Below are 13,712 nucleotides of genomic sequence, written 5' to 3' on the forward strand. Positions count from 1 at the left end.
ACATTCGCCAGTTACCCGCGTGGATCGCTCACACTGACTCATTCGGATCGATCGCATCAGTCGCCGAATTCGATCCCTGCCGATTCGCATCACGAAACTCGCTCGGCGTGAGAGAGAGTCGACGTCTGAATATTTTTGCAAGCCGCTCGCCACTTCCCATTCCGCAACGTCGCGCGATCGTATCGATCGGCAAGCTGGTTCGCTGGAGCAGGCTGCATACGACACCCAATCGAATCTCAAGCAAATACTCCGAGGGCGTGATCGACACCTCCGCCCTGAAACGACGCAAAAAGGTCCGCTCGCTCATATTCGCGACCTCGGCTGCGTGCGCAATCGAGATCGGGTGCATATAGTTCTCTCGCAGCCAATTTGCCGCCGCTTTGATCGGTGTCGTCCACTCCATCGATGATGCGCCGACGGTTTGCGCATCGCGACTGCTAGTCGACGCCCGAGGACTTGCATGTTTTCTCACAGCATTGCGCGACGATGTGAGGTAAAGCAGAATCTGCGATTCGATCTGTTTTCGCGCATGCGTGCTGGTCGCCGCCAACGCTGCAACAAACGACACCCCGGCTTCTGTCATGGACAACGCCAGTCTCGAGCGCGCGCGAGCGCTGCCCAACCGTCGTCCGCGCCGCGCGGTACTCGGCGAAGCCATCACGAATCGATGCAACGAGCTATCGCTATCCCACACGACGATATCGGCTCGCGCCACCAAGGTCGACACGACGCGCAACACATCAGGATCTTCAGCCGCACCCGCCCTGCACTCCGCACCGACTACGAACACACCGTCGAATTTCTCCGATAGCCGCGGTTGGATCGCCTCTGTCCAGATCCGGATTGAAAGCGAGTCATCCACATAGCCGCCTCCAATCGACAGTAACGACACCTTGAATATCAAGCCAGGCGACGGCGACGTTTCTTCGCCGATACCGCTGCCGTGAGCGCGATTAAAGATATCCGCCAGCGCGTCGACCTCTTTGATAGAGAACCCGGCGAATACGACTATCGCAATCTTCACTTCCGATTCCATGGAAGGCGCCGCGGCGCTCTCGGAGAATGCTCCTTTAGCTCTTGTACGGTTTGTGTACGGGTGCATGTTCCTGTTTCCGCGGCCAGCGCTGGCGTGTCACCTATTCTCACCGCCGATATTACTCACAGCGTGCTGTCGACAACGATCGCTGGCTACCGGTGCCATGGATTTGTCTGAAATGACGCTAGCCACTGTGCGAAACGCACCAGGCATGCACCTTTACTTCTTGAAAACACCGACAATGTGCTGTTGTTCCAATACCAGTAACGAAGTAATCCGCCGTTCGTCGAGCAATGCCAACGCGTCCTGCACGCGCGTGGCGGGTGACACCATCGTGGGCTCTCTCGACATGAAGTCTCGCGCGTATTTTTCGAATGCATGGGGTCCGTGGAGTTCGATCAAGCGGCGAACGTCACCGTCGGTAATCAGGCCCCAACCCGTTTCGTCGCGAACGATTGCAATCCCAAGACTGCCGCGCGTCATCTCGCTGACGATCTCCATGACCTTCGCATCGGGTCCGACGAACGGAAGCTTGTCGCGCACCATCTCGTCACCCACGGTGCTCAGCAATCGCCGCCCAAGCGATCCTCCAGGATGAAAACGCGCGAATCCCTCCGGCTTGAAATCGCGCGCCTCCATTAACGTCACGGCGAGCGCATCGCCCATTGCCAGCGTCGCCGTCGTCGAAGCGGTCGGCGCCAGTTGAAGCGGACAGGCTTCTTTCTCGACACCGATATCCAGATGGCAATGCCCCGCGCGGGCAAGCGTCGACTCACGATTGCCCGTCATTGCGATCACGAAGTTGTGATTGTTTCGCAGAAATGGGAGCAGTTGCACAACCTCGTGAGTTTCACCCGAATTTGAAATGGCGAGAAACACGTCGTCACTGGTGACCATTCCGAGATCACCGTGGTACGCCTCGCCGGGATGCATGAAAAACGCCGGCGTGCCGGTGCTTGCGAAAGTTGCCGCGATCTTCTTGCCGATAATTCCAGACTTACCCATGCCGCACACGATCACACGGCCGCGCGTTTCGAGAATACGCGCTATCGCCTGCGTATAGTCGTCGTCCAGGGCCGACGCGAGCGCGGCAACGGCACTGGACTCCAAAGCGAAAACCCGTTTCGCCGACGAGATGTAATCGTGAGCCGTCATGATCTCCCCGAAGCGTTCACAAACAGTATTTCCCTTACTCGCGCCACATCCTCGTTCGTATCGACACCCGGCGGCGGAGCTTCAGGCCATTCGAATACGCGAATCGGCATACCCAGCCAGATCGCACGCATCTGTTCCAGCTTCTCGAGTTCTTCGAGTTCGCATGAAGGTGTCTCCGTCAATCGGTAGAGCGCGGAGCATCGATAGGCGTAGATACCGATATGACGCAAGTACGCAGCCAATGGCCAGTCGTCCTGGGGAAGATCGCGGCAAAATGGAATGGCCGAACGTGAAAACACGATTGCCTGCCCTTGGGCGCCGACCACGAGTTTGACGACGTTTGGATCAGCCAAATGGGACACTTGGGTCAAAGGGACCGCGACAGTCGCCATGTCGAGAGCCTGCGCATTCGCGCAGAATTGCACGAACGACGCAAGCAACGGCTGTGGAATCAGCGGTTCATCGCCCTGCACGTTAACGACGAGATCGTCTGGATTCCAGTTCAATTCACGCGCAACTTGCGCGCACCGATCAGTTCCGGACTGATGTTCGGGGTCGGTCATCCGGACCGGAATCCGGTACACCTCCAGGCTTTCGACAATCCGCTCGTCGTCTGTGGCCACCACGATGTCCACCGTCTCGGGCAATGCCGCTCGCACGGCTTCATACACACGCACGATCATCGGCGCGCCCGCCAGATCGATCAGTGGCTTGCCGGGCAAGCGAGTCGACCCAAAGCGAGCTGGAATCACCACGTGGATCGAAGCAAGGCTACTGGACGATCGCACTGCGCACCTCCCCGGTCAAAAACGATTGATACATCTCGTCGAGCGTCATTCCGTCGGCCAACAACACGTTCTCTGCGACTTCTCGGGCGACGCCGTGGCCGCCACGCGCGCGCGTGACGTGATCCGCGTGCCGCAATACAAGCACGTGTGCATCGCCGGGGGCGAACGCGCGGCCGGCGCGCAACATCACCGGCAAATCGATCACGTCGTCGCCGACGTAGACGATCTCCTCGTCCTGCAAGCCCCGCTCCAGCTTGATCGCCTCGTACGCGGACAACTTGTCGCGGCTGCCGGTCACCACCAGGTCAAAACCGAGTTCTTTCGCCCGGCGTGTAAGCGGCGCACTCGATCGACCGGACAATACGCCCGTCGCAATTCCGTATTCCCGCAGCAGTCCGATCGCCACGCCGTCGCGTACGCTGAAAGACTTGAGGTGTTCACCTTCGCCATTGAAATGCAACGAGCCGTCCGTCAGCACGCCGTCCACATCGAATAGAACAAGGCGGATTTTTCCCCGATACTCTCGTGGCCCGCTCATTGAATATCCAGCGCCGGGAAGCTCTTGACCAGATCGTCAAGGTCCTTCATTTGCTGGAGAAACGGTTCGAGCACGGCAAGCGGAAGCGCGCTCGGACCATCACAGCGCGCGTGATCGGGATCGGGATGTGCTTCCAGAAAGAGACCGCCCAGACCAACTGCCAGACCGGCACGTGCGAGTTCGACGACCTGGCGGCGCCGGCCACCTGAAGCGGCGCCCCCCGGATCGCGATATTGCAGGCTATGCGTCACGTCAAAGATCGCCGGCGCGCCATCCGACGCTTCGATCATCTGCCGGAAGCCAAGCATATCGACCACCAGATTGTCGTAGCCGAACGAACTGCCCCGCTCGCACAGAATGACGTTGTCGTTACCGACTTCACGGCACTTGCCGACAATGTGAGCGACCTGCGTCGGGCTCATGAATTGCGGCTTCTTGATGTTGATCACACGGCCCGTTTTCGCAATAGCTACGACGAGGTCCGTCTGCCGCGCGAGAAATGCCGGCACCTGGAGCACGTCGACGACCTCCGCGACACGCGCGGCCTGCTCGACTTCGTGGACATCGGTAATGACCGGCACGCCGAACTCACGTTTGACCGCTTCAAAGATTTTCAGACCTTCATCCATTCCGACCCCACGGTAAGAATGGATCGACGAACGATTCGCCTTGTCGAACGAAGCCTTGAAGACGAATGGAATGTTCAACTTCGCCGTCGTCTCGACATAGTGGCGGCACGCATACAGCGTCGAGTCGAGGTCTTCGAGAACGTTGATGCCGCCGAACAATACGAACGGCAGACGGTTCGAGACCGTTACCGCGCCTGTGATTTCTACCGCACGATCGTTTATCTTCATCGCTCACGTCCACGCCAGAAAGAGTTAGAACGGTAGACCTGAATCGCCCTGCTCAGAGATATCCGAGCGCGGCGATCTTCAGTCTTTGGGTCTCATGCACTGCACGCGTTGACGTTAGCTACGCGTCTCGCCACCGTATTCATAGGCTGCATAGCGATATGAGCCATATTTGGAGCCGTAGCCATACCGCGCGTGCGACAGATTCAGCCCGTTAAAGAGTACGCCGTTTGCCTCAACCCCGTTTTGGGCGAGCCGCTTGACCGACTCTCCGATCTCGCCCGCTTTCGTCACCGCCGCCCGGGCGACCAGGAAAACAGTGCCGGCGTTCGGCGCGAGAATTCCGGCGTCGGCGGCTGCGAGTGCAGGCGCCGTGTCAATCAGCACGATGTCGTACATCTTCGACAGGTCCTGGATACAAGGCGTCACCCGGTCACCTAGCAACAACTCTGCGGGATTTCGCGGCAGTGTTCCAGTCGAAACAAAGTCCAGCCGCGGAATCAGCTCGCGCCGCACGACCTGCTCGAATGTCGAGAGACCCGACACCAGCTCTGAAAATCCGCCACCGCGTTCAAATCCGAACGACTGATGCAAATGCCCTTTGCGCAAGTCACCGTCGATCAGCAGCACTCTCTTGCCTCCCGCCGCCAGCACCGCCGCAAAATTCACCGACACGAACGACTTACCGACGGCCGGCGCCGACCCGGTCAACAGTACGACGTTGTTTCGCGCATTGACCATGGCAAACTGCAACGCAGTTCTCAGACTACGTAAGCTCTCGATAGCCGGATCGCTGGGCGAATCGGCGGCGAGAACGTGTGTACCCGCTTTCTTTGCGCTCGACGTCTTGCTCAGCTCCTGTTGACGCTTACTCAACGGGATCGTCGCGTACACATGAAGCCCCGTGCGGCGCTCCAACTCGGTCGGATCGCTGATGCCGCGGAACAGCATGTTGCGCACAAAGGCAAGCACCGCGCCTGCAAACAGGCCGACGACCAACGATCCCGCGAGGACGATCAACTTTTTCGGCTTGACCGGCTTCTCAGGAATCGCTGCCGTGTCGACAAGCCGCACATTCCCCGTCTTGCCCGCCTTGACGAGCTGCAATTGCTGAAAGTTGTTCAGCAACGACGTGTAGAGATCGGTATTGACCTGCACGTCGAGTTGCAACTGAACAATCTGCTGCTGCACGTCGGGCAGTTGCTTGATTCTGGAGGTTGCCGCATCGCTGTATTGACGCAACGTCGCAATCTGCGAGTCGATCGTGCGGATCGCCGGATGGTGTCCATTGAATCGCGCCGCGAGTCCCTGGCGTTGCTCCTCGAGTTCGAGCAGCTTGGTCTTCGCGTCGACGGACTGCTGCAATACCACCTTCGCTTCCTCAGTCAGGTCCACGCTGCCGAGTTTGTTGCGTGCCGCCGTATAGCGTTGCTGGGCTTCGCAGCAGACTTTCGTTCGACGTTCTGCCGGATGTACTGATCGCCCACCGCGTTCAACTCCGCCGCTACGCGCACCGGGTCGGTGTCGAGCAGACTCGCGATCAATACGCCCGATTGCTTCACCTTCTCTTGAACGTCGAGGTTGTTTTGCAAGTCGGTGATGCTCTTCATTCGCGAGTGGCGTCTAAGGACAAACTGCGTATCCGGCTTGCCTCGAATGGATTTCACCCAGAGAAGGATCTTTCCGCAGCACGACGGTACTGACTCGACCCGTCCAACCTGACCGACAAACGGTTCGGGGAGATCGTCGCCGGTCAACCGGTAGTGCGTCGCGTCAATGACGGTCAAGCGGAATTTGTCGTCCTCGAGCGATGTCGGTACGTCGAACTGCGCCACGTCGATACGCTCGTTTCCCCATGCGTAGCCGCCCATGCCGAATAGGCCAGGCGTGGAAAGCTCCTGATTGCGGCGGGCTATCCAGTTTCCGATCAATGGAAAGTAGCGCGGCTGTGCGTCGATAAACAGTTTGAGATTGTCGACCGCACGCGTAACGACAAGGCGTGATGCCAGAATCTGACTTTCCGCCGCAGCCGTCGACTTCACGTCGAACAACGACGAAACATCGCCCAGCAGGCCTTTTTCCGCCGAGCTTTCCGGGCTGTCTTCGACCTGTATGAGCAGATCGGCTTCATAGACCGGATTGCTCAGAAACGCGTAGAGCGTGCCGGCCACGACGAAGAAGGCGACCACAATGCCGATCAGCCAACGGCTTTCTATCAGCACGTCGAGGATCGTCACGAAGTCCAGTTCTTCTTCGCTATCGGGTGCCCCCGTGGGAGGCAATTTAGTTTGCGTCATCAAATAAGTGCCAAGGTAGCGAGCGGAAAAACGCCCGCTCGGTTAAGCCACAATTTTGAGTCGCTCGACCCAGTCTTCGATCGCGCGGTCAATCAAGGCGAGGCACGCTTGAAAATCCGAACGCTCGCCTCCGTAAGGGTCGAAAATATCCTGATCAATGAATTCGCCCAGCCGAAATACCTTTCCACGCGTGGTCGGATAACGATCGACCACGCTCTGCTTCTGCTTCGCGTCCATCACGAAGATCACATCCGACTGCGCACACAGAGACGCCGAGAGCGGCCGGGCGCGGTGATCGTCGATCACGATGTCGCGTTCGCGCATCAACTCACGCGCAATCCGGTCGGCAGGGTGGCCGATGAGCGCGCCCAGTCCCGCGGACTCGACTCGAACATGGCGCAGCCGTGCGCGCAAAAGGCCGACCGCCATCGGACTTCGGCAGATGTTGCCGATACAAACCACGAGAACCGATTGGACCATGTTCAGTTACCCGATGCGGTTCGTTGCAGGTAGTACGCACCGGTCGCACTGCCCACCAGAGGCGTCACGACGCGGTACCACCTGATCACGCCTGGCGCGTCCACATACACGACGTCATCCGGCTTCATTTCAAACCCGGCGGCAAGCACCATTCCGGTCGGCGACTTGCTGTCGAGATGGAATATCTTCGGAAGCCCATCGTCCGATTTCGCACGCACCACGTAGATTTCACCCGCATCGCCGGTCAACTGGCTGACACCGCCCGCGTCGCCCAGTGCATCGCTTAGCGTCAGGTGACCATTCGTCTTGAAGACGACAGGCCCCGGCTTCACGACTTCGCCCGAGACCACGACCCGATGTTCGATTAAAGGTGGGACCCGGATCGCGTCCTGGTCACGGATCGCAATGTCCTTCGGATTGAGCCCACGCTTCAGCATTTCGGGAAGATTGATCCGATACGTGATGCCGCCGCGGGTCAGTTCGATTCTGCTCAGGTCGCCGGTTGCCGCGACGCCGTTTGCCTGATTCAGCATCTCGGCCAGCGTCATCGGGACATCGGTGATCTGCTTGACGCCCGGCTGGCGCACTTCGCCGTCGATATAGGCTTTCTGACTGCGGTATCCAATGACCCGCACCGTCACCTGCGGATCGTTGAGGTTCTGCTTCAGGTGATCGATCAATTGTTGCTGCAATTGCAGCTCAGTCAGCCCACTGGCCTTGATCTTCCTGACATAGGGAAACTGGACGTATGCGTCCTTGCTGACGACAAAACCAGGCAGGCTCTGCGCCGTCATGCCGACTGTAGCCGGAGAAGCGCCCGAGTCCGTGCCGATCGCGTAACTAAGGTTAGGCATCACCAGTTCCGGGTGATCCCAAACGATGATGGACAGTACGTCCTGCGCTCCGATCCGATAGGGTGCGGGTGGCGCGATCAACGATGCATAGCTGGTGTCTGCCGCAATGGCCGCCTTGCGAGTTGACGACTCCTGCTCGATCAGCTTGAACGTAATCGGCGTGATAACCGGCACTGAAGAAGGATCCTCGGGATCGATCGGCTTATGGGGATCGAAACTCATCCCTGGCGCAAATGCGCAAGCGCCAAGTGCAAGCACCGAACACAAGGACAAGCGTTGAATAAGTAATGCAAAGCGATTTCTCATTGGCAGTGTGCTAGGGCAGTATGGATCTGCAGACTTCGAAATGACCGACTGCAAAAGCGAAGACCCGTGGACTATTCGAGGGCCCTTGAATGTCAGTCGCGCTTTACGGTTGTTAGACCGCATCGCACAGTCCGCCGTCGCTTTCTTGACGGCCTGTCTTACCGGGATCGGATATTACCGATGCTGCGACGCGGCGAATCGCGTTGACCGAAAACGGCATGCATTTGGCGAAATACGGAAAGTCCCGGGCGGCGCCGGTCGACTTCGAGGCTGGGTCCCCGGACTTTTTACCCAATACGACTGAATCGGAGATCGAGGCGCCACGCGGCTTCCGGCCGATGTCAAAACGCCATGCATGAGCACGTTGAGTCGATTCGGACGATTCATTGCCGTTTTCCGTCATCGGAATTGTCGTCGCCAACCTCGTGGTTATGATGCGACGCAAAACCGGTTAGCGCCTGCAAACAAATCGCTAGGGGAATGAAAATGCAATCAGTCAAACCGCTTGAGTTTCATCCCGGTACTCGCGCACCTGAATTTCTCTTCGCGCTGCTTGATGCGTGTCTCGTATTGGCGGGCGCCGAGATTGCGTATGTATTCCGTTTCGAAGACTTCACTGCGTGGAGTAACTCCACGCTGCTTCTCGTCGCCTTCAACACGGCGATGACCGCTCTGCTATTTCCCCCGTTGGGTATCTATCAATCCTGGCGAGGACGGAATCCGCTGGAGATGGTGACGCTCGTTACGATCGGCTGGGTGGCCGTCTTCGTCCTGGGACTCGTACTGGTCTTCACGACACATCAGGCACACACCCTGTCGCGGCTCTGGTGCGGGACGTGGCTCATCACGTCGCTTGCGCTGCTCGTCACCTTGCGGCTCGCGCAATATCACTTGTCGAAACAGCTATGGCGACGCGGCATCAATGTCCAACCGGTCGCCATCGTCGGCGCGAATCCGCTCAGCCTTACGTTGATCGATCGCTTGCGTAAGAACGCCCAGTCGGGTTTCTCTCCGGAATGTGTCTTCGACGAGGATCCGCAGGCCTCCACGTACGCCGGCGGACTTCCGGTGATCCCTTCTCTCGACGGACTTGCCGATGCGGTGCGCACCCGAAGCATCAAGGAAATCTGGCTCGTTCTGCCGCTGCGGGAAGAAGCGCGCGTACACGCCGTACTGAACGCATTCCGGCATGACTTCGTGAACGTCCGCTTCATTCCGAACGTGCGTGACATTTCCCTTTTCAACCACTCGGTCTCCGAGGTCGTGGGGCTATCCGCAATCAATCTATTGGCGTCGCCGTCAGCAGATCCACGTTTTGTACCGAAACAGATTTTCGACCGCACATTCGCGGCTCTTGCGCTGCTCTGTTTGTTGCCGCTGATGCTCATCATCGGAATTCTCGTGAAGCTGTCCTCGCCCGGTCCGGTTTTCTTCCGCCAATGGCGCAAGGGCGCGAACGGCAACGAATTCCAGATCTACAAGTTCCGGACGATGGTGGTCCATTCCGAAGATGCCGGCCAGTTGACTCAGGCCAAACGGCGCGATCCTCGTGTGACGCCGATAGGTGCGCTGCTACGCAAGACCAGTCTCGACGAGTTGCCGCAGTTCATCAATGTCCTCAAAGGCGACATGTCCGTAGTCGGTCCGCGCCCGCATGCGTTGCAGCACGACGAACTCTACAAAGACCTCGTGAACGGCTACATGTTTCGCTACAGGATCAAACCCGGCATTACGGGCTGGGCGCAAATCAACGGCTATCGCGGCGAAACCGACAAGATCGAAAAGATGCAAGGACGGATCGCGTTCGATCTCTATTACATCGAGAACTGGACGTTCGGTCTCGATCTCAAGATCGTTCTGAAAACCTTTATCCATGGTTTCAGCGGCGCCCAAGCGTATTGACGGCACGCGTTACTTTCGACCTGCACGCATTCGGGATTTGCCAGTCGCCAAATCCGTGTCTCGCGTCCCCGGTTCAGCGCTGCGATTCACAGTAAAAGCAGCCCTTTTTTTGACCTTTATCTCAATCTTCGAGCTCGCATGAATATCCTGATCACCGGCGGTGCCGGCTTTATCGGCAGTGCACTCGCGCGTACGCTTAACCGCCTCGGCGACACTGTTACGGTACTGGACAACCTTTCTCCGCAGATTCACGGGACTAATCCGGATGAATCCCCGCTGTTCAAGTCGTTGCCTGAATCCGTGCGCTTCATCAAAGGCGACGTGCGTCGCCGTGAAGACTGGCAAGCCGCACTGGAGGGTCAGGAAGCCGTCATTCACCTGGCTGCGGAAACGGGGACCGGTCAATCCATGTACCAGATCGACCACTATGTCGAGACCAACGTCCGCGGCACGTCGCTAATGCTCGATTTACTCGCCGAAGCGCGCGACGCTGGGCATGGCACCGTCCGCCGGCTCATCGTGGCGTCGTCCCGTTCGATCTATGGCGAAGGCAAATACCGCGGCCACGCGGGCTACGTATATCCGGGCACGCGGAAAGCCTCTGACATGCGTCTCGGACTGTATGATTGCCTTTGCCCGGAAACCGGCGAACGTCTCGAACTGGTCGCAACCGACGAGACCTCCAAGACCCATCCCAGCTCTGTCTACGGCATCACGAAACTGTTTCAGGAACAACTGGTTCTCACTGTCTGCGAGACGCTCGATATCGGCGCGATCGCACTCCGTTTTCAGAACGTGTACGGACCGGGCCAGTCGCTGCGTAACCCGTACACCGGCATTCTCTCCATCTTCTCCACGCTGCTGCTTCAGGGCAAAGACGTCAACATTTTCGAAGACGGCCTCGAGAGCCGCGACTTCGTCTATATCGACGATATCGTCGAATCCATTGTGCTCGCGCTCGATGCAACGAATAAAGCCGGTGTCGCCTACAACGTCGGATCCGGTAAAGCAACGAGCGTGCTTCAGGTCGCGTAAACGCTGAAGCGCTTCTACGGCGCCACCGGCGCGCTCAACATCACGGGCAATTTCCGTCTCGGCGACATTCGCCATAACTACGCGGATTTGAAAAAGATTCGCAAGGAGCTCGACTTCGAGCCGAAGGTGTCGTTTGCAGAAGGCGCGATGCATTTCTGCAAGTGGGTCGAGGAACAAACCATCTCTGACGCAGGCTACGACCAGTCGGTCGCCGAGATGCGCAGTCGCGGGCTGTTGAACTAAGCGCCCTCACTCTTCAAGGAAATTCGTGATGAAAATTGGCATTGTGACCGTGCTTTTCAAATCGGACCCGGTGATCGCAGGGTTTATTGCGAGCATGAACGCTCAACGATTCACGGATTTTCATGTCCTCTGTATCGAGAACGACGTCGACAACCGTGCGTGCGAAGCGGCAATTCGCGCGGATCTAAAGGTTCCGTTCACATTCATTCGCAACAAATCAAACCTGGGTGTGGCCACGGCGAACAACCAGGGACTGGACTTCTTTCTTCCGGACGAGAGCTTCACGCATATCCTCTTCCTGAATAACGACATTGAAGTCAACGCCGATTTCCTCCAGCAGCAAGTGGATATTCTGAATGCCAATCCACACGTCGACGCGCTCGCGCCAAAGAGCTTTTACTATGACACGCCCGGCAAACCGTGGTATGCCGGTGGCAAACTGAGCTACCTCAAAGGCGGCTGCCGTCATTTCGGCCATAACAAACCCGATCGACTGACCAAAAATCCTTTGTATCCGGTTGACTACGCGCCAACTTGCTCGCTCATCGTCAGGTCGCGTCTGTTAAAGGAATCGGGAATCCGGATGTGGGAGGAGCTCTTCGTCTACTACGACGACACGATCTTCTGCCTCGAACTGAAAAGGGCCGGAATCAAGATGTATTACACGCCGACCATTCATCTCCAGCACAAGATCAGCTCTTCGACTGGCGGCAGCCGCTCAGATTTTTCACGTTACTACTTGACGCGCAACTGGCTTTACTGCGGATTGAAAACACGCAATCTGGCTGTCGCCGCGTCGGCAATCGTGTTGACCGTTTTTCATGCGGCGGCACGTCACAAGATCGAACTTCGCGCATTACGCGACGCGCTTCAGATGAAATGGGCTGTCGCATAACCACGTTCGACATCGTATCCGGCCGGCGCCTGGCTCGCTCACACACTATGAAAACTAAAGTTGTCACGCTGGTTTACTACCATCCAATGGCGCGCTTCTTCTGCGCGATAGAGGATGCATGGAAGCAGTTGGATCCCAACGTTGAATTTCTCCATCTGGCGGTTTTCCCAAGTGCGTGGGCGTACTTCCGGTTGCACGGGCGTGCGACCAAGGCGCTGTCGTGGAGGGCATTTCTAGAGAGAGCCAAGGACCGTTCGACCGACCCGGACGTCATTTCGGCTCTGATCCGCTTCCACTCGTCCGATCCCGGTATGACCGATTCGCAACGGGACGCGCTTGACCGCCACGCGCGGAAAATGCTCGACGTGAGCCGATCGGTGATCGAGCAGTTCGATCCGGACGTAGCCATCCTGAGTGGCGACACACGTTTGCCCGCCGAGGTGTTGATGCGCACCCTGGCCGATTCGCGTGCGACGACGTGGTTTTTCGAGCAGGGACCGTATCGCACCACGCTTCTGGATCGCGAGGGAGTCAACGCGAATTGTTCGTTCCGCACGGCTCTTGCCGATCTTCCTGCGACGGGTCCTGAGCTGGTCGTACCTGGTCAGCGTCCGAGATGGAACAATCGTCTGTACTCGATGGTCGACAAGCTTGTCGTTGCGCAGTCGCGGCTCACCGGGTTGCTGCCTCCCGATCTCCGACCGTATCGCCTGGAGAAATGCCCGTCTGCGCGTTACAAGGCATTGGTGCGCCAATCGGACACCGTGTCCGACCGGCGAAAGACGCTCCTGCTCGCAATGCAGGTGCCCGAAGACGCGAACAACATCTATCACAATCCACTTCAGCTCAGCGACGCTGGATTGATCGAGTTCGTCATGTCGGGTATCCCACCGGACTGGAAGGTCGTCGTCCGTGAACATCCGCTGTACCGTCGCAAATACAGCGCGGCATTCTATGCGCTAGTGGAACGCCTGGAGAGAATCGAACTCAGCGGCCGGTCGCTTCCCGAGGATATTGCCCGGACATGTATAACGGTCACGGTCAACTCGTTGACGGGACTTGATGCTTTCGCGGCCGGCCACAGAGTCATCGTGCTCGGCGAATCGTTTTACGATCATCTCAACGGAATTCTGCCTGCACGTACGCCAGCCGAACTCGGCCATCTGATCGAACACCCCACCGACCGGTCGAATCCCGCGCCGAACATGTTGCTTGGCGCGCTGGTCGACCGGTACTTCTTCCCCGGCCACTTTACCGACGTCGATCTCGGCTATACGCGCGGTATCGCTGCGCGCGTAATCGAGTCGCTCCGCGTCGAGACTCGATAAA

13 protein-coding genes and 1 pseudogene are annotated in these 13,712 nt (G+C 57.9%); 5 read left to right on the top strand and 9 right to left on the bottom strand.

Translation table 11 applies throughout. The features are described 5' to 3' along the window. Window positions 1-28: 28 nt before the first annotated feature. The 9 genes and pseudogenes from B0G80_RS46180 to B0G80_RS33980 all read right to left on the bottom strand — a co-directional run bounded on the left by B0G80_RS46180 (window position 29) and on the right by B0G80_RS33980 (window position 8,711). The gene (locus tag B0G80_RS46180) at window positions 29-583 is read right to left on the bottom strand and encodes a helix-turn-helix domain-containing protein (protein ID WP_181920117.1); all 555 of its coding nucleotides are present in this window, start codon (window positions 581-583) and stop codon (window positions 29-31) included. 672 nt (window positions 584-1,255) lie between these two features. After that, on the bottom strand, window positions 1,256-2,191 hold the full coding sequence (locus B0G80_RS33945; protein WP_116122178.1) for an SIS domain-containing protein: 936 nt from the start codon (window positions 2,189-2,191) through the stop codon (window positions 1,256-1,258). After that, a complete protein-coding gene (gene kdsB / locus B0G80_RS33950) occupies window positions 2,188-2,979 on the bottom strand; it encodes a 3-deoxy-manno-octulosonate cytidylyltransferase (RefSeq protein WP_116122179.1) in 792 nt (263 codons plus the stop codon). Before kdsB ends, B0G80_RS33945 begins: the two co-directional genes overlap by 4 nt. Then, on the bottom strand, window positions 2,963-3,517 hold the full coding sequence (locus tag B0G80_RS33955; RefSeq protein WP_116122180.1) for an HAD family hydrolase: 555 nt from the start codon (window positions 3,515-3,517) through the stop codon (window positions 2,963-2,965). The genes kdsB and B0G80_RS33955 overlap by 17 nt, the downstream gene beginning before the upstream one ends. Beyond that, entirely contained in the window at window positions 3,514-4,374 is an 861-nt protein-coding gene (gene kdsA, locus B0G80_RS33960; protein WP_116122181.1) for a 3-deoxy-8-phosphooctulonate synthase, read from the bottom strand. Before kdsA ends, B0G80_RS33955 begins: the two co-directional genes overlap by 4 nt. 114 nt (window positions 4,375-4,488) lie before the next feature. Further along, window positions 4,489-6,668 (bottom strand): annotated as a pseudogene (locus tag B0G80_RS33965) (polysaccharide biosynthesis tyrosine autokinase). A gap of 42 nt (window positions 6,669-6,710) precedes the next feature. After that, window positions 6,711-7,148 (bottom strand): low molecular weight protein-tyrosine-phosphatase, encoded by a 438-nt coding sequence (locus B0G80_RS33970; protein WP_116122182.1) that lies wholly within the window; start codon window positions 7,146-7,148, stop codon window positions 6,711-6,713. 2 nt (window positions 7,149-7,150) lie between these two features. Continuing rightward, window positions 7,151-8,362, bottom strand: a complete 1,212-nt coding sequence (locus B0G80_RS33975; RefSeq protein WP_258879114.1) for a polysaccharide biosynthesis/export family protein — start codon at window positions 8,360-8,362, stop codon at window positions 7,151-7,153. 58 nt (window positions 8,363-8,420) lie between these two features. After that, window positions 8,421-8,711, bottom strand: coding sequence for a hypothetical protein (locus tag B0G80_RS33980; RefSeq protein ID WP_116122184.1), 291 nt, complete (start codon window positions 8,709-8,711; stop codon window positions 8,421-8,423). Window positions 8,712-8,794: 83 nt separating this feature from the next. Between B0G80_RS33980 and B0G80_RS33985 the strand changes: the two genes are divergently transcribed. The 5 genes from B0G80_RS33985 (at window position 8,795) to B0G80_RS34000 (ending at window position 13,711) form a co-directional block, all read left to right on the top strand. Continuing rightward, window positions 8,795-10,210, top strand: a complete 1,416-nt coding sequence (locus B0G80_RS33985; protein ID WP_116123824.1) for an undecaprenyl-phosphate glucose phosphotransferase — start codon at window positions 8,795-8,797, stop codon at window positions 10,208-10,210. A 138-nt stretch (window positions 10,211-10,348) separates the two neighbouring features. Continuing rightward, the gene (locus tag B0G80_RS33990) at window positions 10,349-11,245 is read left to right on the top strand and encodes an NAD-dependent epimerase/dehydratase family protein (RefSeq protein ID WP_258879116.1); all 897 of its coding nucleotides are present in this window, start codon (window positions 10,349-10,351) and stop codon (window positions 11,243-11,245) included. A gap of 87 nt (window positions 11,246-11,332) precedes the next feature. Next, window positions 11,333-11,488, top strand: coding sequence for a hypothetical protein (locus B0G80_RS47405; protein WP_258879118.1), 156 nt, complete (start codon window positions 11,333-11,335; stop codon window positions 11,486-11,488). A 28-nt stretch (window positions 11,489-11,516) separates the two neighbouring features. Further along, window positions 11,517-12,383, top strand: a complete 867-nt coding sequence (locus B0G80_RS33995; RefSeq protein WP_116122185.1) for a glycosyltransferase family 2 protein — start codon at window positions 11,517-11,519, stop codon at window positions 12,381-12,383. A gap of 86 nt (window positions 12,384-12,469) precedes the next feature. Continuing rightward, window positions 12,470-13,711 (top strand): capsular biosynthesis protein, encoded by a 1,242-nt coding sequence (locus tag B0G80_RS34000; RefSeq protein ID WP_258879119.1) that lies wholly within the window; start codon window positions 12,470-12,472, stop codon window positions 13,709-13,711. Window position 13,712: the final 1 nt, after the last annotated feature.

This window comes from Paraburkholderia sp. BL6669N2 (assembly GCF_003387275.1).
Lineage (GTDB): Bacteria > Pseudomonadota > Gammaproteobacteria > Burkholderiales > Burkholderiaceae > Paraburkholderia.

Excerpts from the sequence above, each read along its gene's own strand:
- B0G80_RS33955 (WP_116122180.1), bottom strand. The coding sequence starts at position 3,517 with ATGAGCGGGCCACGAGAGTATCGGGGAAAAATCCGCCTTGTTCTATTC.
- B0G80_RS33980 (WP_116122184.1), bottom strand. The coding sequence starts at position 8,711 with ATGACGGAAAACGGCAATGAATCGTCCGAATCGACTCAACGTGCTCAT.
- B0G80_RS33985 (WP_116123824.1), top strand. The coding sequence starts at position 8,795 with ATGCAATCAGTCAAACCGCTTGAGTTTCATCCCGGTACTCGCGCACCT.
- B0G80_RS46180 (WP_181920117.1), bottom strand. The coding sequence starts at position 583 with ATGACAGAAGCCGGGGTGTCGTTTGTTGCAGCGTTGGCGGCGACCAGC.
- B0G80_RS33970 (WP_116122182.1), bottom strand. The coding sequence starts at position 7,148 with ATGGTCCAATCGGTTCTCGTGGTTTGTATCGGCAACATCTGCCGAAGT.
- B0G80_RS34000 (WP_258879119.1), top strand. The coding sequence starts at position 12,470 with ATGGCGCGCTTCTTCTGCGCGATAGAGGATGCATGGAAGCAGTTGGAT.
- B0G80_RS33995 (WP_116122185.1), top strand. The coding sequence starts at position 11,517 with ATGAAAATTGGCATTGTGACCGTGCTTTTCAAATCGGACCCGGTGATC.
- B0G80_RS33990 (WP_258879116.1), top strand. The coding sequence starts at position 10,349 with ATGAATATCCTGATCACCGGCGGTGCCGGCTTTATCGGCAGTGCACTC.
- B0G80_RS33945 (WP_116122178.1), bottom strand. The coding sequence starts at position 2,191 with ATGACGGCTCACGATTACATCTCGTCGGCGAAACGGGTTTTCGCTTTG.
- kdsA (WP_116122181.1), bottom strand. The coding sequence starts at position 4,374 with ATGAAGATAAACGATCGTGCGGTAGAAATCACAGGCGCGGTAACGGTC.